Annotated in this window: 17 protein-coding genes and 1 other RNA gene; 11 read left to right on the top strand and 7 right to left on the bottom strand. The window is 52.6% G+C overall.

The window, feature by feature from the left end; all coding sequences use genetic code 11:
- Positions 1–470: 470 nt before the first annotated feature.
- The 5 genes from rnpB to garP form a co-directional block, all read right to left on the bottom strand.
- An RNA gene (gene rnpB / locus ACOXYR_RS01375) (RNase P RNA component class A) lies at positions 471–851 on the bottom strand.
- Positions 852–883: 32 nt separating this feature from the next.
- On the bottom strand, positions 884–2,029 hold the full coding sequence (garK, locus tag ACOXYR_RS01370; protein WP_108475017.1) for a glycerate 2-kinase: 1,146 nt from the start codon (positions 2,027–2,029) through the stop codon (positions 884–886).
- A gap of 96 nt (positions 2,030–2,125) precedes the next feature.
- Positions 2,126–3,016 (bottom strand): 2-hydroxy-3-oxopropionate reductase, encoded by an 891-nt coding sequence (garR, locus tag ACOXYR_RS01365; RefSeq protein ID WP_108475016.1) that lies wholly within the window; start codon positions 3,014–3,016, stop codon positions 2,126–2,128.
- 30 nt (positions 3,017–3,046) lie between these two features.
- Entirely contained in the window at positions 3,047–3,817 is a 771-nt protein-coding gene (gene garL, locus ACOXYR_RS01360; RefSeq protein WP_421355408.1) for a 2-dehydro-3-deoxyglucarate aldolase, read from the bottom strand.
- 28 nt (positions 3,818–3,845) lie between these two features.
- On the bottom strand, positions 3,846–5,177 hold the full coding sequence (gene garP / locus ACOXYR_RS01355) for a galactarate/glucarate/glycerate transporter GarP (protein ID WP_108475015.1): 1,332 nt from the start codon (positions 5,175–5,177) through the stop codon (positions 3,846–3,848).
- A 415-nt stretch (positions 5,178–5,592) separates the two neighbouring features.
- Between garP and garD the strand changes: the two genes are divergently transcribed.
- Complete coding sequence (garD, locus tag ACOXYR_RS01350) at positions 5,593–7,164, top strand: galactarate dehydratase (RefSeq protein WP_108475014.1); 1,572 nt, start codon at positions 5,593–5,595, stop codon at positions 7,162–7,164.
- Between the two features lie 50 nt (positions 7,165–7,214).
- On the opposite strand, the gene ACOXYR_RS01345 is transcribed toward garD, so the two are convergent.
- Entirely contained in the window at positions 7,215–8,021 is an 807-nt protein-coding gene (locus tag ACOXYR_RS01345; RefSeq protein ID WP_108475013.1) for a DeoR family transcriptional regulator, read from the bottom strand.
- 243 nt (positions 8,022–8,264) lie between these two features.
- On the opposite strand from ACOXYR_RS01345, the gene kbaZ reads away from it, so the two are divergent.
- The 8 genes from kbaZ to kbaY all read left to right on the top strand — a co-directional run bounded on the left by kbaZ (position 8,265) and on the right by kbaY (position 15,600).
- On the top strand, positions 8,265–9,551 hold the full coding sequence (gene kbaZ / locus ACOXYR_RS01340) for a tagatose-bisphosphate aldolase subunit KbaZ (protein ID WP_421355409.1): 1,287 nt from the start codon (positions 8,265–8,267) through the stop codon (positions 9,549–9,551).
- Positions 9,552–9,578: 27 nt separating this feature from the next.
- On the top strand, positions 9,579–10,052 hold the full coding sequence (agaV, locus tag ACOXYR_RS01335) for a PTS N-acetylgalactosamine transporter subunit IIB (RefSeq protein WP_108475011.1): 474 nt from the start codon (positions 9,579–9,581) through the stop codon (positions 10,050–10,052).
- A gap of 11 nt (positions 10,053–10,063) precedes the next feature.
- Entirely contained in the window at positions 10,064–10,843 is a 780-nt protein-coding gene (agaW, locus tag ACOXYR_RS01330) for a PTS N-acetylgalactosamine transporter subunit IIC (RefSeq protein ID WP_108475010.1), read from the top strand.
- Positions 10,833–11,711, top strand: a complete 879-nt coding sequence (gene agaE / locus ACOXYR_RS01325; protein ID WP_421355410.1) for a PTS N-acetylgalactosamine transporter subunit IID — start codon at positions 10,833–10,835, stop codon at positions 11,709–11,711. The genes agaW and agaE overlap by 11 nt, the downstream gene beginning before the upstream one ends.
- A gap of 15 nt (positions 11,712–11,726) precedes the next feature.
- A complete protein-coding gene (agaF, locus tag ACOXYR_RS01320; RefSeq protein WP_421355411.1) occupies positions 11,727–12,161 on the top strand; it encodes a PTS galactosamine/N-acetylgalactosamine transporter subunit IIA in 435 nt (144 codons plus the stop codon).
- Positions 12,158–13,288: an N-acetylglucosamine-6-phosphate deacetylase gene (gene nagA, locus ACOXYR_RS01315; RefSeq protein ID WP_421355412.1), complete on the top strand. Its 1,131-nt coding sequence runs from the start codon at positions 12,158–12,160 to the stop codon at positions 13,286–13,288. The genes agaF and nagA overlap by 4 nt, the downstream gene beginning before the upstream one ends.
- Before the next feature lie 278 nt (positions 13,289–13,566).
- The gene (locus ACOXYR_RS01310) at positions 13,567–14,721 is read left to right on the top strand and encodes an SIS domain-containing protein (RefSeq protein WP_113858921.1); all 1,155 of its coding nucleotides are present in this window, start codon (positions 13,567–13,569) and stop codon (positions 14,719–14,721) included.
- Positions 14,722–14,733: 12 nt separating this feature from the next.
- Positions 14,734–15,600, top strand: coding sequence for a tagatose-bisphosphate aldolase subunit KbaY (gene kbaY, locus ACOXYR_RS01305; RefSeq protein ID WP_189624208.1), 867 nt, complete (start codon positions 14,734–14,736; stop codon positions 15,598–15,600).
- Between the two features lie 193 nt (positions 15,601–15,793).
- On the opposite strand, the gene rsmI is transcribed toward kbaY, so the two are convergent.
- Entirely contained in the window at positions 15,794–16,657 is an 864-nt protein-coding gene (gene rsmI, locus ACOXYR_RS01300) for a 16S rRNA (cytidine(1402)-2'-O)-methyltransferase (RefSeq protein ID WP_113858919.1), read from the bottom strand.
- A gap of 63 nt (positions 16,658–16,720) precedes the next feature.
- Between rsmI and ACOXYR_RS01295 the strand changes: the two genes are divergently transcribed.
- Both ACOXYR_RS01295 and ACOXYR_RS01290 read left to right on the top strand, forming a co-directional pair.
- Complete coding sequence (locus ACOXYR_RS01295; RefSeq protein ID WP_421355413.1) at positions 16,721–18,808, top strand: penicillin-binding protein activator; 2,088 nt, start codon at positions 16,721–16,723, stop codon at positions 18,806–18,808.
- Positions 18,766–19,152, top strand: a complete 387-nt coding sequence (locus tag ACOXYR_RS01290) for a YraN family protein (protein ID WP_108475002.1) — start codon at positions 18,766–18,768, stop codon at positions 19,150–19,152. Before ACOXYR_RS01295 ends, ACOXYR_RS01290 begins: the two co-directional genes overlap by 43 nt.
- Positions 19,153–19,170: the final 18 nt, after the last annotated feature.

Genomic DNA, 19,170 nt, shown 5'->3' with positions numbered 1-19,170 from the left:
TAAATAAAGCACCTTTACACATATAAAAAACCCCATCAAAAGATCACCTTTCAACCAATTTCAGGATGAATTTTACCCTAACGTGCGAAATAACATTCTTTTTAATATATAAAATAAACTGCTAAAAAAGACTGTTATTTGAAAAATTCTTCGGACAGCGTCACAGATATCCAGGACAAACATACATTCACGTTAATATGTTTAGATCATCATTATTAACATACAAGCAACCAATATGAAACAAAGGCAATAATTTAAAACCCTGTTTTTAATTTATTTTTCGGGAAAATAATCAAGACAAAAGCTCAATAAGCAGCATAAAAAACCACTAAATTTCACCTAATGAGTGTTTTGTGCATCACGTCGCAATTCTGCAAAAAGGCATCCGTTTGCACAGGAAGAAGGGAAGGAAATGTCAGTTGGAGTGGCTGAAAAGCAAAAACCCGCCGAAGCGGGTTTTTGCCTGAAAAAAGTGAAACTGACCGATAAGCCGGGTTCTGTCGTGGACAGTCATTCATCTAGGCCAGCAATCGCTCACTGGCTCAAGCAGCCTACCCGGGTTCAGTACGGGCCGTACCTTATGAACCCCTATTTGGCCTTGCTCCGGGTGGAGTTTACCGTGCCACGGACTGTTGCCAGCCGCGCGGTGCGCTCTTACCGCACCCTTTCACCCTTACCTGATCCCACTTGCGTGGGCCATCGGCGGTTTGCTCTCTGTTGCACTGGTCGTGGGTTGTTACACCCCCCAGGCGTTACCTGGCACCTTGCCCTATGGAGCCCGGACTTTCCTCCCCTCCGCCCGTCTCCCCCGAAGAGGACGACGACGAAGCGGCGACTGTCTGGTCAGCTTCGGCGCGAAGTATAGAGGGTTTGCGCGCCCTTGTCACCCCGCGCTGCGCATTCCGACCGCAAGCGTGGCCGCAATGTTGCGCGAAGCGCGGTAAATATTGTCGAATGCACCGCGAAACGCCTCTTCCAACGAACCGATACTGGTCAGCACGCTAAATACCGCATCGATGCCATATTGATGCACCACACCCACGTCGCGCGTCAGGCTGCCAGCGATACCAATGACCGGTTTATGATACTTTTTCGCCACGCTCGCCACGCCAACCGGCACTTTGCCATGAATACTTTGGCTGTCGATGCGCCCTTCCCCGGTGACCACCAGCGTACAATCGTGAATATGCTCTTCCAGGTTAAGCGCCGTGGTGACAATCTCAATGCCGCTTTTCAGCTCCGCGCCAAGAAACGCCATCAGTGCAGCCCCCATTCCCCCCGCCGCGCCCGCACCGGGCACCTCTTTAACATCTACGCGTAGCGATGTCTTAATGACATCGGCATAGTGCGACAGGTTATTATCGAGTTCGCGGATCATCGCCTCATCAGCCCCTTTTTGCGGGCCAAAGATTCGTGATGCGCCGTTTTTGCCGATGAGCGGGTTAGTGACATCACAGGCGACACGAATAGTGCAATGCTGAATGCGCGGATCGAGCCCTGAAAGATCTATCGTATTCAGGCTATCAAGGCTGCCGCCGCCAAACCCGATCTCAGTGCCGTTGGCATCCTGAAGTTTTGCCCCCAGCGCCTGTACCATGCCTGCACCGCCGTCATTGGTGGCGCTCCCCCCAATGCCGATAATAATATTGGTTGCGCCGCTTTCCAGCGCTTGCAGAATAAGTTCACCGGTGCCGCGAGAGGTCGTCACCAGCGGATTACGCTTTTCCGGAGCAACCAGCGCCAGCCCACTGGCCGCCGCCATTTCGATAAACGCGGTTTTACCGTCGCCGGACATTCCCCAGCGGGCATTCACCTTTTCGCCCAAAGGCCCGGTGACCCACGCTTGATGTTCAGCCCCTTGCGTGGCAGCAATCATCGCTTCAACGGTTCCTTCGCCGCCGTCAGCAACCGGAACAGAAACATACTGCGCATCAGGAAAGATTTCCCGAAATCCTTTTTCTATCGCCTGAGCTACCTCAGAGGCAGAAAGGCTTTCTTTGTAAGAGTCTGGGGCGATTACGATTTTCATAGTGATAGCCTGTTGCTGCACAACGCCGGATGGCGTTTCACTTATCCGGCCTACAATGTAGGCCCGGTAAGCGAAGCGCCACCGGGCACAACGTCATTAGCGAGTGACTTCCACCTTCGCCAGTTTTTCGTAGTAGCACGCCAGGGCGCTATGGTCCGCGGTTCCCAGGCCATCCGCACGCAGCGCCTGCATCATTTCCATGACAGCGGCAGTAAGCGGCAGCTGTGCGCCTACGCCGTGAGAGGTGTCCAGCGCATTGGCCAGATCTTTAATATGCAGGTCGATACGGAAGCCAGGTTTGAAGTTTCTATCCATCACCATTGGCGCTTTGGCTTCCAGCACAGTGCTGCCCGCCAGGCCGCCGCGAATCGCCTGGAATACCAGCTCCGGATTAACGCCCGCTTTGGTTGCCAGCGTCAGCGCTTCAGACATTGCCGCGATATTCAGCGCAACGATCACCTGATTTGCCAGCTTGGTGACATTCCCTGCGCCGATTTCACCGGTATGCACCACAGAACCCGCCATCGCTTTCATCAGGTCGTAGTATTTATCGAAGATGGCTTTATCGCCGCCGACCATGACGGAGAGCGTGCCATCGATGGCTTTCGGCTCACCGCCACTGACCGGCGCATCCAGCATATCCACGCCTTTCGCTTTCAGCGCGTCGCTGATTTCACGGCTGGCCAGCGGCGCAATGGAACTCATGTCGATCAGAACCGTGCCAGGCTTCGCGCCTTCAATGATTCCCCCCTCACCCAGCGCAACCTCTCTCACATGCGGGGAATTTGGCAGCATGGTGATAATCACATCGCACTGCTCGGCAATGGCTTTGGCGGTGCTTGCGGTTTCTGCGCCTAAGGCGATCAGTTCTGCAATCACTTCCGGGTTACGATCGGAAACCACCAGCGAATATCCGGCTTTAATGAGGTTTTTACTCATTGGTTTACCCATGATGCCCAGGCCAATAAAACCAACTTTCATCGTCATAATTGTGTCTCTCTCTTGTTGCGGTGGTGGTTATTTTTTAAAGGAATCAGCCAGTTTCTGCGTGGCATAACGGAAAACGCCGAGGTCGCTGCCGACGGCAACAAAGGTCGCACCCCAGTCAAGATAACGACGCGCATCCGCTTCCACCGGTGCCAGAATGCCGCTCGGTTTGCCATGCGCTTTTGCTCGCGCAAAGATGTGTTGAATCGCTTTCTGCACATCCGGATGGGAAGCATTTCCCAGATGGCCTAACGCTGCCGCCAGGTCGCTTGGGCCAACGAAGATGCCGTCCACGCCTTCGGTAGCGGCGATAGCATCAACGTTATCAACGCCCTGCTGGCTTTCGATTTGCACCAGGATGGTGATGTTCTTGTTGGACTGCGCGAAGTAGTCCGGTACGGTGCCAAACATATTGGCGCGGTGGGAAACGGAGACGCCGCGAATGCCTTCAGGCGGATAGCGCGTCGATGCCACAGCCTGTACCGCTTCTTCTTCGGTTTCCACAAACGGGATCAGGAAGTTATAAAAACCGATATCCAGCAGACGCTTAATAATCACCGGCTCGTTAGTCGGCACACGCACCACCGGTGCGCTACTACTGCCCTTCAGCGCCATCAACTGAGGAATAAAGGTGGAGATATCGTTTGGCGCATGTTCGCCGTCCAGTACCAGCCAGTCGAATCCGGCGAGGCCCAGCACTTCGGTACTGATTGGGCTTGCCAGCGCAGACCAGCAGCCAATTTGAATCTGTTTGGCGGCCAGCGCGGCCTTGAATTTATTCGGGAAGATATCGTTATTCATCGCTTTAACCTTGTCTCTTAACCGTTAATTATTTCTGCAATTCCATACGCTTGATGTCGCCGACGACAAACAGGTAGCAGAACATCGCCATCAGTGCCGAACAGCCGACGAAGACCAGCGCGGCGTTGAAGGAATGCAGTTCACTAACCAGATAGCCAATCACCAGCGGCGTCACGATAGAGGCTACGTTGCCAAACACGTTAAATACCCCGCCGCACAGGCCCACAATTTCTTTCGGCGCGGTGTCGGAAATAACCGGCCAACCCAGCGCGCCAAATCCTTTCCCGAAGAAAGCGAACGCCATCAGCGTGACCACCAGCGCAGTGTTGTCGGTGTAGTTACACAGGATGATGGTCGAAGCCAGCAACATTCCCAGTACAATCGGTAACTTACGCGCTAACGTAATGGTGGCTCCGCGTTTAATCAGGTAATCCGAGAAGACGCCGCCCAGTACGCCGCCGGCGAACCCGCACAGTGCCGGAATCGACGCCACCAGGCCCACTTTCAGAATCGACATCCCTTTTTCCTGCACCAGATAAATCGGGAACCAGGTGAGGAAGAACCAGGTGATGGTGTTGATAAAGTATTGCCCGAAGAACACACCCAGCATCATGCGATTGGTCAATAACTGTTTGATGTAGTTAAGTTTTGGCCCCTGCATCGTGCTGCCCGGCTTTTTGTGGTCCATATCAACCACCGCGCCATTTTCTGAGATGAACTTCAGCTCTTCCGCCGACATACGAGGGTGATCGGTCGGGTTATGAATCAGTTTGATCCACAGCCCCGTCAGCACAAAACCAATCACGCCCATCACGGTAAAGACATGCTCCCAACCCCAGGCGAAGGTCAGCCAGCCCAGCAGCGGCGAGAAAAGCGCGAGCGAGAAGTACTGCGCCGAGTTAAAGATAGCGGACGCGGTGCCACGCTCTTTAGTTGGGAACCAGGCCGCAACAATACGCGCGTTGGCCGGGAACGATGGCGCTTCCGAAAAACCAAGCATAAAACGCATAAAGAACATGGAGATACCTGCCCAGGCGAGCGGGAACATGTCCACAAAGCCCTGCAGGAACGTAAACAGTGACCAGAAGAAGAGGCTGTAAGAGTAAACCTTCTTCGATCCGAATTTATCGAGCAGCCAGCCGCCGGGGATCTGCATCAGCAGGTAAGCCCAGCCAAACGCCGAGAAGATATAGCCCATTGAGACTGCGCTCAATTGCAGCTCTTTCGCCACTTCCGTACCAGCGATCGATAACGTGGCGCGGTCCGCGTAGTTAACGGCGGTAACAATAAAGATGATTAATAAGATTAAATATCGGGTTGGTACACCTTTTTTCGATTCGACAGCAGTATCCAGCATCATTTAATTTATCCTCGGGTACAGGATGCCTTATATTATTTATTTTTTACTAAGGCATATTTCACTGATTATTTATCGACAGCAGGAATATCGGATAGCTAACCAGACACAATGAAATCGTGATTCAGTATAATCAGCATCACTGTTCTACACACTGTGCAATCCCACAATTTAAATATTTTAATATTGCATACCATTGAGCATTTGCACATCTCTTTGGGCGCTGATGCACAGAATTACGTATTACCCGTCATAGCTGGCGTGGCAGCGGATTAAGAGGTGATCTACGTCACATTTTTACCGCGAAACTCCTGACATTCTTTATGTCATCACGCGATGTAATAATTTTGCTTCGTCAGAAAGCGATACCCTTTATTGTAATTTTTAGGTTTACCACCTAGCTGGAGAATACTGGACAATGGCTAACATCGAAATTCGCCAAGACGCGCCGAAAGCTTTTTATATAAAAGTGCACGACACGGATAACGTGGCGATTATTGTTAATGATAATGGCTTAAAAGCAGGAACACGTTTTCCTGACGGGCTGGAGTTAATTGAACATATTCCACAAGGCCATAAGGTGGCATTGGTGGACATTCCCGTTAATGGCGAAATCATTCGCTATGGTGAAGTGATTGGTTATGCGGTGCGCGACATCGTCAAAGGCAGTTGGATCGACGAATCCACCGTGTTGCTGCCTGAAGCGCCGCCGCTCAATACGCTCCCCCTGGCAACTAAAGTACCGGAACCACTGCCTGCACTTGAGGGTTACACCTTTGAAGGTTATCGCAACGCCGACGGCAGCGTGGGGACGAAAAATCTGCTGGGGATCTCCACCAGCGTCCACTGCGTGGCGGGTGTGGTTGATTATGTTGTCAAAATTATCGAACGCGATCTGCTGCCGAAGTATCCCAATGTGGATGGTGTCGTCGGCCTGAACCACCTCTACGGCTGCGGCGTGGCGATTAATGCGCCTGCCGCTATCGTGCCTATCCGCACCATTCACAACATCGCCCTGAACCCCAACTTTGGCGGCGAAGTGATGGTGATTGGCCTCGGCTGCGAAAAACTCCAGCCAGAACGTCTGCTGGAAGGTACGCCGGATGTGAATACTATCCCGGTCGACAGCGCCAGCATTGTCCGTTTGCAGGATGAACAGCACGTCGGCTTTAAATCGATGGTTGATGACATTTTGCAGGTCGCCGAACGTCACCTGAAAAAATTGAACGCGCGCCAGCGCGAGACTTGCCCGGCATCTGAACTGGTGGTTGGGATGCAGTGCGGCGGCAGCGATGCGTTTTCCGGCGTGACGGCGAACCCGGCGGTGGGCTACGCGTCTGACCTACTGGTACGCTGCGGCGCAACCGTGATGTTCTCTGAGGTGACGGAAGTACGCGACGCTATCCACCTGCTCACACCCCGCGCCATCAATGAAGAGGTAGGTAAACGCCTGCTCGAAGAGATGGCCTGGTACGATAACTATCTCGATATGGGTAAAACCGACCGCAGCGCCAACCCGTCCCCCGGCAACAAAAAAGGTGGGCTGGCGAACGTCGTCGAAAAAGCGCTCGGCTCAATTGCTAAATCAGGTAAAAGCGCCATTGTTGAAGTGCTCTCTCCCGGCCAGCGCCCGACCAAACGCGGACTGATCTACGCGGCTACGCCTGCCAGCGATTTCGTCTGTGGCACGCAACAGGTGGCGTCAGGGATTACAGTGCAGGTGTTCACCACCGGGCGCGGCACGCCTTACGGTTTGATGGCTGTACCCGTTATCAAGATGGCAACCCGAACCGAACTGGCGAACCGCTGGTATGACTTAATGGATATCAATGCAGGCACTATTGCCACTGGCGAAGAGACGATTGAGGATGTGGGCTGGAAATTGTTCCAGTTTATCCTTGATGTGGCGAGCGGGAAGAAGAAGACCTTCTCGGATCAATGGGGGCTGCATAACCAATTGGCGGTGTTTAACCCGGCGCCGGTGACCTGATAGTCCCCAGGAATAGCTATATAAAAACATGGCCTTAGCGCCATGTTTTGTTATTCCGCCACTACAACAACGTCGATTCCCGTTTTGCGCAGCCCTTCCAGACTCTCCTGCGGAATACCATCATCAACAATAATGGTATGGATCCGCTGCGTATCGATGATTTTATGCAGGCTCGAACGATTAAATTTACTGGAGTCGGTAACCACAATAATACGTTCAGCAACCTCACACATTTTCCTGTTCAGCCGCGCTTCATCTTCGTTGTGAGTGCTCACGCCACGCTCAAGATCAATCGCATCAACGCCCAGGAAAAGCATATCAAAATGGTAGTTTTGCAAAGACTGTTCAGCCTGATCGCCGTAGAAAGAGAGTGACTGACGGCGCAAATGACCGCCAGTCATCAGCAATTCAACACCTTCGGCTTCCAGTAACGCATTCGCGACGTTAATCCCATTCGTCATGGCGATAACGTTCTGATGATGACGCAACTTTCTGGCAATCTCATAAGTCGTGGTACCGGAGTCCAGAATCACCCGATGACCCGGTTGAATCAGCTCCGCAGCAACCTGAGCGATACGTTGCTTAAGGCCGGTATTAAGCGCACTTTTATCCTCCAGAGTGGGTTCTACGTTTGTTGCCCCCGTTTCACAAATCAGCGCGCCGCCATACGCACGTACCGCGATCCCCTGCTTTTCCAGGAAAGCCAGATCGTTACGAATCGTTACGGTTGATACTCCGAAAAAGTGAGAGAGATCATTAACCTGAACACTTCCCTGCTGGCGCAGTCGCTGAATAATCTGCTCACGTCGCTCGCTGGTGCCAGTCATACGTTTATCCGCAGAAGTCGAGTCGCTCATCGATATTCCTTTTCTTAATCTTTCGTTTTATTTCGTTTCGCCTATTAACCCTTTTCTTTTACTAAAAAGCAAGCCAGAAGCAGTCCAGAGACCGGTTTCTTAGCCAGATCAGAACCTTTCGTTATATTTCTTTTGTGAAACAGATCGTAATTCTATTATCTTTCGTTTTGTTTTTACATCACCTTAATACACTATCAAATGAAACAAACCGAAAGATTTAAAGACAGAGAACCCTACCGGGAGATGAAAGTGAAACATCTGATGCACGTCGTGGAGCAACATAAAAAAGGGGTAGCCAAAGGGATTTACGCGGTCTGTTCCGCGCATCCTGTTGTACTTGAAGCCGCCATCCGCTTTGCCCGTGAAATACAAACTCCGCTTCTGATCGAAGCGACTTCAAATCAGGTCGACCAATTTGGCGGCTATACGGGCATGACGCCTGCGGATTTTCGCCACTTCGTGATGGAGCTTGCGAATAAATGGCATTTCCCTTCCGAGAACGTGATCCTCGGTGGCGATCATTTGGGGCCAAACCGCTGGCAAAACGTATCCTCCGCCATTGCCATGACTCACGCGGAAGATCTGATAAAAAGCTACGTTCAGGCTGGATTCAAAAAGATCCATCTCGATTGCAGCATGTCCTGTGCCGACGATCCGGTTCCCCTGACCGACACCATTGTCGCCAACCGTGCGGCGCGGCTGGCGACAATTGCCGAAGAGACAGCTATCGCTATCTATGGTGAATCTGATCTTGTTTACGTCATTGGCACTGAAGTCCCCGTACCTGGCGGGGCTCACGAAACGCTAAATACACTCGAAGTAACGACACCTGCTGCTGCGCAAGCGACGTTACGAGCGCATTACGATGCCTTTGAACAACATGGGCTCACCGCCATTTGGCCAAGAATTATCGGTCTTGTCGTCCAACCCGGCGTCGAATTCGACAATACACAGGTTATCGATTACATACCTGAGAATGCCACCGCACTCAGTCACATGATCGAAGACTACGACACGCTCATTTTCGAAGCTCACTCGACCGATTATCAGAACCCGGCCTCACTGCGACAGTTAGTATGCGATCACTTCGCTATTCTCAAGGTGGGGCCGGCACTCACTTTCGCGCTACGGGAAGCGCTGTTTGCCCTGAGTGCCATAGAAGAAGAATTGATCCCTTCACGTACCAGCGCCAGCCTTCGTACGGTGGTAGAAAATGTCATGCTGGAAAAACCAGAATACTGGGAAAGCCACTACCGCGGTGACAACGCATTACGCCGCCTGGCCCGGGGCTATAGCTATTCCGACCGCATTCGTTACTACTGGCCCGATCAATGCATTGATGATGCTTATCATCAGTTGGTACGAAATCTGGAGCATGAAACCCTCGCGCTTCCTCTCCTCAGTCAATATTTACCGCTGCAATACGCACATGTCCGCGAAGGTAAGCTCACCGCGACGGTGCATGAATTGATCATCGACCATATTCAGGACGTGCTGCGCCAGTACCACGCTGCCTGCACGCCGCAATAACAAAGAAGAAAAGAAAGGATAAATGTTATGCCAAATATTGTGTTGAGTCGGATTGATGAACGCCTGATTCACGGGCAGGTAGGTGTGCAGTGGGTGGGGTTCGCTGGCGCAAATCTGGTACTGGTCGCGAATGATGAAGTGGCAGAAGACCCCGTTCAGCAGAACCTGATGGAAATGGTACTGGCAGAAGGCATTGCCGTGCGCTTCTGGTCACTGCAAAAAGTGATCGACAACATTCACCGCGCCGCTGACAGACAGAAAATTCTCCTGGTATGTAAAAACCCAACGGATTTTTTAGCGCTGGTCGAAGGCGGCGTTCCGATCAACCGGATTAATGTCGGCAACATGCACTACGTTAACGGCAAACAGCAAATCGCAAAAACGGTCTCCGTCGATACCCAGGATATCGCCGCATTTAACGGGTTGAAGGCAAAGAACGTCGCTTGCTTTGTCCAGGGCGTCCCGACAGAACCCGCACAGGATCTGTTTAAGCTTCTCTGAAGGAGAGTGTCATGGAAATCAGTTTATTACAGGCTGTAGCACTGGGAATCCTGGCATTTATTGCCGGCCTGGATATGTTCAATGGCCTGACTCACATGCATCGCCCGGTAGTGCTCGGGCCGCTGGTAGGGCTTATTCTGGGCGATCTGCACACGGGGATTCTGACCGGTGGGACGCTGGAATTAGTCTGGATGGGGCTGGCGCCTTTGGCAGGCGCGCAACCGCCAAATGTAATCATTGGCACCATCGTGGGCACTACCTTTGCGATTACAACGGGGGTTAAGCCTGAGGTTGCTGTGGGTGTTGCCGTTCCTTTTGCCGTCGCCGTACAAATGGGGATTACCTTTCTGTTTTCCGTCATGTCCGGGGTCATGGCTCGCTGTGACAATATGGCCGCTAACGCGGATACCCGAGGCATTGAACGCGTCAACTATCTGGCACTTCTGGCGCTGGGGACGTTCTACTTTTTGTGTGCGTTCCTGCCTATCTATTTTGGCGCTGAACACGCTAAAACCGCCATTGATGTTCTGCCAACACGCCTGATTGATGGCCTCGGCGTGGCGGGCGGCATCATGCCAGCGATCGGCTTCGCGGTTCTGTTAAAAATCATGATGAAGAATGTCTACATTCCCTACTTTATCCTCGGTTTTGTTGCCGCGGCCTGGCTGAAATTACCGGTACTGGCCATTGCCGCCGCCGCACTGGCAATGGCGCTCATCGATTTCGTTCGTAAAGATCCCGAACCCAAAACTGCACCGTCACAGCAGGAGGAATTTGAAGATGGCATCTAATCACACCACGCTGACCCAAGTTGCAGACAAAGAGGAAACCCTGCTGACCGGTGTAAACGAAAATGTTTACGAAGACCAATCCATAGGGGCTGACCTGACGCGGCAGGATATTAATCGTGTGGCATGGCGCTCAATGCTTTTACAAGCCTCATTTAACTACGAGCGTATGCAGGCATCTGGCTGGTTGTATGGTCTGCTCCCTGCGCTAAAAAAAATTCATACGAACAAGCGTGACCTCGCACGGGCAATGACAGGACATATGGGATTTTTTAACACCCATCCTTTTTTAGTGACTTTTGTTATCGGCATCATTCTGGCGATGGAACGTTCTAAGCAGGACGTTAACAGCATCCAAAGTACCAAGATAGCCGTCGGCGCACCGCTGGGAGGGATTGGTGATGCAATGTTCTGGCTCACGCTTCTTCCCATTTGCGGCGGGATTGGCGCAAGCCTGGCGCTTCAGGGATCTATCCTCGGCGCGGTTATTTTTATTGTCCTCTTCAACGTCGTGCATCTGGGTTTGCGCTTCGGCCTGGCGCATTACGCATACAGAATGGGTGTCGCAGCGATTCCGCTCATAAAAGCCAATACCCGTAAAGTGGGGCATGCCGCTTCAATTGTCGGCATGACGGTCATCGGTGCGCTGGTGGCAACCTATGTGCGTCTGGCGACAACGCTCGAAATTACCGCAGGCGACGCGGTGGTGAAACTTCAGGCGGATGTCATTGATAAGTTGATGCCTGCGTTTTTACCTCTGATCTACACCCTGGCGATGTACGGTCTGGTTCGACGCGGCTGGAGCCCATTGCGCCTTATCGGTATCACCGTGGTGCTGGGTATTGTCGGCAAATTCGCCCACTTCCTCTGAGTATAAGGAAACATAATGTTAAGCATTATTTTGACCGGACACGGCGGCTTCGCCAGCGGAATGGAAAAGGCGATGTTGCAGATTCTCGGTGAGCAGGCACAGTTTGTTGCCATCGATTTCCCGGAAACGTCTTCCACTGCGATGCTCACCGCACAGCTTGAAGAGGCGATACAAACCTTACCGGCAACCGAAGGCATCATTTTTCTTACAGACCTGTTAGGCGGGACGCCCTTCCGTGTGGCTTCAACCCTTGCGATGCAACGCCCTGAGTATGAGGTTATCACCGGCACCAACCTGCAATTGCTGTTAGAAATGGCGATGGATCGCGATGAGCTGAGCGGCAAAGATTTTCGCCAGCAGGCACTCGAATGTGGCCACCGGGGCTTGACCAGTCTCGCCGATGAGCTTGTCCGCAATCGCGAAAGTGAACCGGTTGAGGAAGGCATATGACACAAATCATCCGTGCCCGGCATGTATTGACCGGGCAAGGCTGGTGTTACGACAGGTTGCTCCGCATTGAAGAGGGAATCATTACCGCCATCGAGCCTATACCGATTGGGACTCCCTTCCGCGAAGCTGAGTTACTCTGTCCGGCCTATATCGACCTGCATGTTCATGGCGGCGATGGCGTAGATGTTATGGATTGCGATCCTGGCGCGCTCGATCGATTAGCCATTTTTAAAGCGCAACAAGGGGTGGGTGCCTGGCTGCCCACAACGGTTACCGCACCAATGGCAGAGATTCATCAGGCGCTGGCTCGCATTGCTCAACGTTGCCAGTCTGGGGGGCCCGGAGCGACGGTACTGGGTAGCTACCTGGAAGGGCCATTTTTTACGCCAACGAACCGTGGCGCGCATCCGGCGGCATTATTTCAGGAGATAGACCACAACGAACTGGATCGTTTAATCGCTGCGTCACACCAGACCTTACGCATCGTCGCGCTTGCGCCAGAGAAGCCTGGAGCGCTGGAGGCCATTACGTATCTTAAACAACGGGGCGTTCTTGTCATGCTCGGCCATAGCGCCGCGACATGGGCACAAACACAGCAAGCACTTGATGCTGGCGCCGACGGTCTGGTGCATTGCTTCAATGGCATGACGGGATTACATCATCGTGAACCCGGTATGGTAGGAGCGGGGCTTACGGATGATCGCGCCTGGCTGGAGCTTATTGCTGATGGCCATCATGTTCACCCGTCGATACTCGCGTTGAGCTGTACCTGTGCCAGCCGGCGCATCATTCTGATTACCGATGCGATGCGTGCCGCAGGTATGCCTGACGGGCGTTACGATATCTGCGGTTGTGCTGTCGACATGAAACAAGGCGTGGTACGCACTGCAGAAGGTGGGCTGGCAGGCAGTACGCTGTCACTGGATGCCGCCGTTCGCAATATGGTGCAGTTCTGCGACATCAGTTCAGAAGAGGCTATCAAAATGGCCTCGTTACACCCTGCCAAACTGCTGGGTATTGACGACGAATTGGGCACTATCGACATAGGGAAACGCGCGAATCTTATCGCTCTGGATAGTCATTTACAGGTTGAGAAAACCTGGGTGAATGGCATCGTAACAATTTAACGTCTTTCGTTATGTTTCCAACTGGCTTACTGAGATTCTCGGTAAGCCGGTTCCTTTCACTTTCCTTTCAGCAAAGAAAATAAAAGCTAAAAATTCAATAGGTTAAATCTAACTCCGCGTATATCTCACAAATTTCGTTTTATTTCTTTTTATCACATTGACCTTTCATTTTCTTTTCTATAGATTTTAAGAAAAGAAACGAAAGAAACAGTGAAATGAAATGAAAGACTCATTCCCTCACTGTTATTTCCTGAATGACTACTGCTAAGGATGATGTGATGAGTGAAACACTGGATATCAACGCAACGGCGACCCCCACCTGGACGGAGGAAGAGATTCGCCAACAACCAGAGGCCTGGCTGAAAGCGCTTAAGAATCTTGATAAACAACGCTGTGAGATCGACGCTTTTCTGCAGCCTGTTCTGAACGCAGGGAACACCAAAATTATTCTCACGGGAGCCGGAACCTCAGCCTTTATTGGCGATATTATTGCGCCCTGGCTGGCTCGCCATACTCAGCTTGACATCGTTGCCGTGCCGACCACCGATATCGTAAGTAATCCAATGGATTATTTCAGTAAAGGTCGCACAACGCTGCTGGTCTCTTTTGCGCGATCCGGCAACAGCCCGGAAAGCGTAGCGGCCGTCGAATTGGCCAGTCAGATGATCGATAACAGCTACCATTTGATGATCACCTGTAACGATGCTGGCGCGCTTTACCTGGATGCCCATAACAATCCTCGGGCATACGCGCTGTTGATGCCCCCTGAAACACACGATCGCGGCTTTGCCATGACCAGCAGCATTACGACCATGATGGCAAGCTGCCTCGCCGTTTTCGCCCCAGAAGTCATTAATCTTGCCAGCTTTAGCGCCGTCTCTGAACGCTGCCAGCAGATTATTGACTCTCTGGGCGATTTCCACTCCCATCCCTTTGGCGATCTTCCTTTTAAACGCATCGTCTATCTTGGCAGCGGCGGACTACAAGGGGTAGCACGCGAATCAGCGCTAAAGGTTCTTGAGCTTACCGCGGGCAAGCTGGCGGCCTTCTACGATTCCCCTACGGGTTTTCGCCACGGGCCAAAATCGTTGGTCGACGGGGAAACGCTGGTGATTGTGATGATTTCAAGCCATCCGTACACCCGTCAGTACGATCTGGATCTACTGACAGAATTGCGTAATGACAAGCAAGCGATGCGCGTCATCGCGATCGCTGCCGAGCGGCATCCGGCGATCGACGCGGGCCCACATTTCTACCTTCCTCCCGCTCGCCATTTCCATGACGTTGAGCAGGCCTTTTGTTTCCTTATCTACGCGCAAATCTTTGCACTTTCCGAATCGTTAAAAGCGGGGATCACCCCAGACTCACCCTCGGCTAACGGTACCGTAAACCGCGTAGTTCAGGGCGTTATTATTCATCCCTGGAACGCATGAGAGGTCTGACAAATGGCAATTATCTCAACGAAATACCTGCTTCAGGACGCCCAGGAAAAAGGGTATGCGATTCCTGCATTCAATATTCATAATGCCGAAACCATTCAGGCTATTCTTGAGGTGTGTAGTGAACTTCGATCGCCAGTTATCCTGGCCGGCACGCCAGGGACATTCAAACATATCGCTTTTGAAGAGATTTACGCACTGTGTGAAGCCTACTCAGCAAGTTACGACATCCCCCTGGCTCTTCATCTCGATCATCATGAAAAACTTGATGATATCCGCCGCAAAGTCGACGCGGGCGTGCGCAGCGCAATGATCGACGGTAGCCACTATCCATTCGAAGAGAATGTTCGTTTAGTGAAATCAGTGGTCGATTTCTGCCATCGCCACGATTGCAGCGTTGAAGCTGAGCTTGGTCGCCTGGGTGGTGTCGAAGATGATATGAGCGTCGATGCAGAAAGTGCTTTCCTTACCGACCCACAAGAGGCGCGTCGGTTTGTGGAGCTGACCGGAGTAGATAGCCTGGCCGTGGCGATCGGAACGGCGCATGGCTTGTATAAACAGCGTCCCAAAATTGATTTTGCCCGGTTAGCTGAAATCCGCAAGGTGGTTGATATTCCACTGGTTCTTCACGGGGCGAGCGATGTGCCAGACGAGTATGTCAGACGCGCCATTGAACTGGGTATTTGCAAAGTCAACGTTGCAACAGAACTGAAAATTGCGTTTGCTGCGGCAGTGAAAAAGTGGTTTAGCGAAAATCCTGATGGCAATGATCCTCGCTATTATATGCGCGTAGGGATGGATGCGATGAAGGAAATCGTCAGAAACAAAATTACCGTATGTGGATCAGCACATAAGCTGGTATCAAACAGTTAAGCCCGATGAGTTTGGTATTACACCAGGACTGAAGGGATCGTGAACGGCATATGCCAAAAAGGATAACTACGCCAACACCTGCTTCATTGCTGTGGTTGCATAAGAAATTGACGTGTCTGGTTGATGAGTTAATCGCAAGATAGAACGCTAACGTGTTGCGGCATCATCTAAGCCGCAACACAGTCAATTCGTTTTAATCCCCCTGCTGCTCCAGCGCATACTTATACAGCGCATTTTTCTTCACGCCGTGAATTTCCGCGGCCAGCGCCGCCGCTTTTTTCAGCGGCAGTTCTGCCTGTAACAGCGTCAGCGTGCGCAGGGCATCGGCGGGCAGGTCGTCTTCCTGCGCTTTATGACCTTCGACAATCAGCACCATCTCGCCTTTGCGACGGTTTTCATCCTCTTTCACCCACGCCAGCAGTTCGCCGACCGGCGCGCCGTGAATAGATTCCCAGGTTTTGGTCAGCTCGCGCGCCAGCACCACGTAGCGGGATTCGCCCAGTACCGCGACGATATCTTCCAGGCTATCTAACAGGCGGTGGGTCGATTCATAAAAAATCAGCGTCCGCGTCTCTTCTTCAATGGCTTTCAGCGCATCGCGACGGCCTTTTGATTTGGCCGGCAGGAAGCCTTCATAACAGAAACGGTCCGAAGGCAGACCGGCGGCGCTCAATGCGGCGATAGCGGCACACGGGCCTGGCAGCGGAACGACGCGGATACCCGCTTCGCGACAGGTACGCACAAGATGGTAGCCAGGATCGTTAATCAGCGGCGTACCCGCATCAGAAACCAGCGCAATGTTTTGCCCCTCTTTCAGCTTCGCCACCAGCGTTTCCGCTTTTTGTTGTTCGTTGTGGTCGTGAAGCGCAAACAAACGGGCGTTAATCGCGAAGTGTTGCAACAGTAAACCGGTGTGACGCGTGTCCTCTGCGGCAATTAAATCAACGGCTTGTAATACGTTTAATGCACGTTGGGTGATATCAGCCAGATTCCCGATAGGAGTGGGTACAATATAGAGCTGACCTTCAGAATTCTCAGCTGATTCGTGTTGTTTCATTGTTTCATCCGTATTGCCGATTTAATATTGAGCATTGAGCCAAAAAAATATCACTGGATACATATGGTACCGTCAACATTTCTTCGTTCTAAAGCCGCGCGCTGCCTGCCTGTTGTTCTGGCGGCATTACTTTTCGCCGGTTGTGGCACCCAGCAAACACAGGACCAGAGTGCATCCCATTTAGAGGGAACCGCACAAGCGGACTCTGGTTATTACCTGCAGCAGATGCAGCAGAGTGCGAATGATAGCAAGACCAACTGGCAATTACTCGCCATTCGTGCACTGCTGAAGGAAGGTAAGAGCCAGCAGGCAATGGAACTGTTCGGCCAGTTACCGAAAGAGCTTAACGATGAGCAACGTCTGGAACAGTCGCTGCTGGCCGTTGAGATCAAACTGGCACAGCAAGATTTCAAAGGCGCGGAAGCGCTGCTGGCGAAAATCGATCCGAATGGTCTGAGCAATAATCAGCAAATCCGCTTCTGGGCCGACGGCATCGCCTCGCAGCAAGGGAAACCCACCCTCACGCTACTGCGCGCGTTAATCGCGCAGGAACCCCTGCTGAAAGCCGTACCGGAAAAACAAAAAAATATCGATGCCACCTGGCAGGCGCTTTCTGCAATGACGCAGGAACAGGCCAACGCGCTGGTGATCAATGCCGATGAAAACGTGTTACAGGGTTGGCTCGATCTGCAGCGTGTCTGGTTCGATAACCGTAACGACGTCAGTATGATGAAAGCCGGGATCAAAGACTGGCAGACCCGCTATCCGCAAAACCCAGGTGCAAAACTGCTGCCGACCCAACTGGTGAACGTCCAAAGTTTTAAACCTGCTTCAACCAATAAGATTGCCCTGCTGCTGCCGTTAAATGGCCAGGCAGCGGTGTTTGGTCGCGCCATTCAGCAAGGTTTTGAAGCGGCGAAAAACGGGATTTCGCCGGTAAGCGGTAGCGCGGTACCAGAACAGGTTGCACAGGCGGCATCGACAAATAACGTGGTGAGCCCGTCTCAGGCCGAAATCACCGATTTGACGACGCCACAGACGCAGCCCGTTCAGGCTCCAGTTCCTGCACAGGCACCGGTACAGTCCGTCACCACGACGCCACAGCAACAGGAGCAGGAACAAGCGCCAGCGACAACGGCTCCAGCAACACCTGCGGCCCAGCCGGCTGCTGCGAATCCATCCGCCGAGCTGAAAATTTATGACACCACCACGCAGCCTATGAGCCAGATTCTTTCGCAGGCACAGCAGGATGGCGTCACGCTGGTGGTCGGCCCGCTGTTGAAAAACAACGTTGATGATCTGCTGAAAAGTAATACGCCACTGAACGTACTGGCGCTTAACCAGCCGGAGTCTGTCAGCAACCGTGCGAACATCTGCTACTTCGCACTCTCGCCAGAAGATGAAGCGCGCGACGCCGCCCGTCATATTCATGATCAGGGCAAACAGGCTCCGCTGCTGCTGGTACCGCGCAGCGCGCTGGGCGATCGCGTGACGCGCGCCTTCGCAGATGAGTGGCAATCACTGGGCGGTGCGACGGTGCTGCAGCAGAAATTTGGTTCCCTGTCTGAGCTGCGCGGCGGCGTGAACGGCGGTTCCGGTATTGCGCTGACCGGCAGCCCGGTCACTACCAGCCAGAATCAACCGCAAAGCGTGACGATTGGCGATTTAACCATTCCGGCACCGCCGAGCGATGCGCAAATCAGCAGCGGTGGTAAAGTAGACGCCGCGTACATTGTGGCAACGGCGCAGGAAATTGCATTCATTAAGCCGATGATCGCCATGCGTAACGGCAGCCAGGGCGGCGCAACGCTGTATGCCAGCTCGCGCAGTGCGCAGGGCGTCGCCGGGCCCGATTTCCGTTTAGAGATGGAAGGCTTACAGTACAGTGAAATTCCGATGCTGGCAGGCAGCAATCCGTCCCTGATGCAGCAGGCACTGCGTGCGGTGAATAACGACTATTCCCTGGCGCGCCTGTATGCCATGGGCGCAGATGCCTGGTCGCTGGCGAATCATTTCTCGCAAATGCGCCAGGTGCCAGGTTTTGAGCTGAACGGCAACACCGGCGATTTGACGGCAACTCAGGATTGCGTGATTAACAGGAAGTTATCATGGCTCAAATACCAACAGGGTCAGGTCGTCTCAGCAAACTAACCGCTAAACAGACTGGCGACGCGGCGGAACTGCGTGCGCGTCGCTGGCTGGAACATCAGGGGCTTACCTTCATCGCCGCCAACTTTCGCGATCGCGGCGGCGAAATCGACCTGATAATGCGCGATGGCACGGTAACGGTTTTTGTGGAAGTCCGTTATCGTACTTCCGGGGCGTATGGCGGCGCTGCCGCAAGCGTAACCCGGAGCAAGCAACATAAATTATTACACACTGCTCAATTGTGGCTCGCCCGTCACAATGGGAGTTTTGATACTGTGGATTGCCGTTTCGATGTGGTAGCCTTCACTGGCAATGAGATCGAATGGCTTAAAAACGCATTTAGCTAATAGCAACATCAAGAATTT

Source organism: Pseudocitrobacter faecalis, assembly GCF_965231525.1.
GTDB classification, from domain to species: Bacteria; Pseudomonadota; Gammaproteobacteria; order Enterobacterales; family Enterobacteriaceae; genus Pseudocitrobacter; species Pseudocitrobacter faecalis.
Note: the sequence above shows the minus strand (reverse complement) of the source record. Positions and strands in the feature narration are given on the sequence as shown.

Coding starts and splice junctions, on each gene's coding strand:
- garR (WP_108475016.1), bottom strand. CDS start 3,016: ATGACGATGAAAGTTGGTTTTATTGGCCTGGGCATCATGGGTAAACCA.
- rsmI (WP_113858919.1), bottom strand. CDS start 16,657: ATGAAACAACACGAATCAGCTGAGAATTCTGAAGGTCAGCTCTATATT.
- kbaY (WP_189624208.1), top strand. CDS start 14,734: ATGGCAATTATCTCAACGAAATACCTGCTTCAGGACGCCCAGGAAAAA.
- agaF (WP_421355411.1), top strand. CDS start 11,727: ATGTTAAGCATTATTTTGACCGGACACGGCGGCTTCGCCAGCGGAATG.
- ACOXYR_RS01290 (WP_108475002.1), top strand. CDS start 18,766: ATGGCTCAAATACCAACAGGGTCAGGTCGTCTCAGCAAACTAACCGCT.
- nagA (WP_421355412.1), top strand. CDS start 12,158: ATGACACAAATCATCCGTGCCCGGCATGTATTGACCGGGCAAGGCTGG.
- garK (WP_108475017.1), bottom strand. CDS start 2,029: ATGAAAATCGTAATCGCCCCAGACTCTTACAAAGAAAGCCTTTCTGCC.
- ACOXYR_RS01295 (WP_421355413.1), top strand. CDS start 16,721: ATGGTACCGTCAACATTTCTTCGTTCTAAAGCCGCGCGCTGCCTGCCT.
- ACOXYR_RS01310 (WP_113858921.1), top strand. CDS start 13,567: ATGAGTGAAACACTGGATATCAACGCAACGGCGACCCCCACCTGGACG.
- agaV (WP_108475011.1), top strand. CDS start 9,579: ATGCCAAATATTGTGTTGAGTCGGATTGATGAACGCCTGATTCACGGG.
- ACOXYR_RS01345 (WP_108475013.1), bottom strand. CDS start 8,021: ATGAGCGACTCGACTTCTGCGGATAAACGTATGACTGGCACCAGCGAG.
- agaW (WP_108475010.1), top strand. CDS start 10,064: ATGGAAATCAGTTTATTACAGGCTGTAGCACTGGGAATCCTGGCATTT.
- garL (WP_421355408.1), bottom strand. CDS start 3,817: ATGAATAACGATATCTTCCCGAATAAATTCAAGGCCGCGCTGGCCGCC.
- kbaZ (WP_421355409.1), top strand. CDS start 8,265: ATGAAAGTGAAACATCTGATGCACGTCGTGGAGCAACATAAAAAAGGG.
- agaE (WP_421355410.1), top strand. CDS start 10,833: ATGGCATCTAATCACACCACGCTGACCCAAGTTGCAGACAAAGAGGAA.
- garP (WP_108475015.1), bottom strand. CDS start 5,177: ATGATGCTGGATACTGCTGTCGAATCGAAAAAAGGTGTACCAACCCGA.
- garD (WP_108475014.1), top strand. CDS start 5,593: ATGGCTAACATCGAAATTCGCCAAGACGCGCCGAAAGCTTTTTATATA.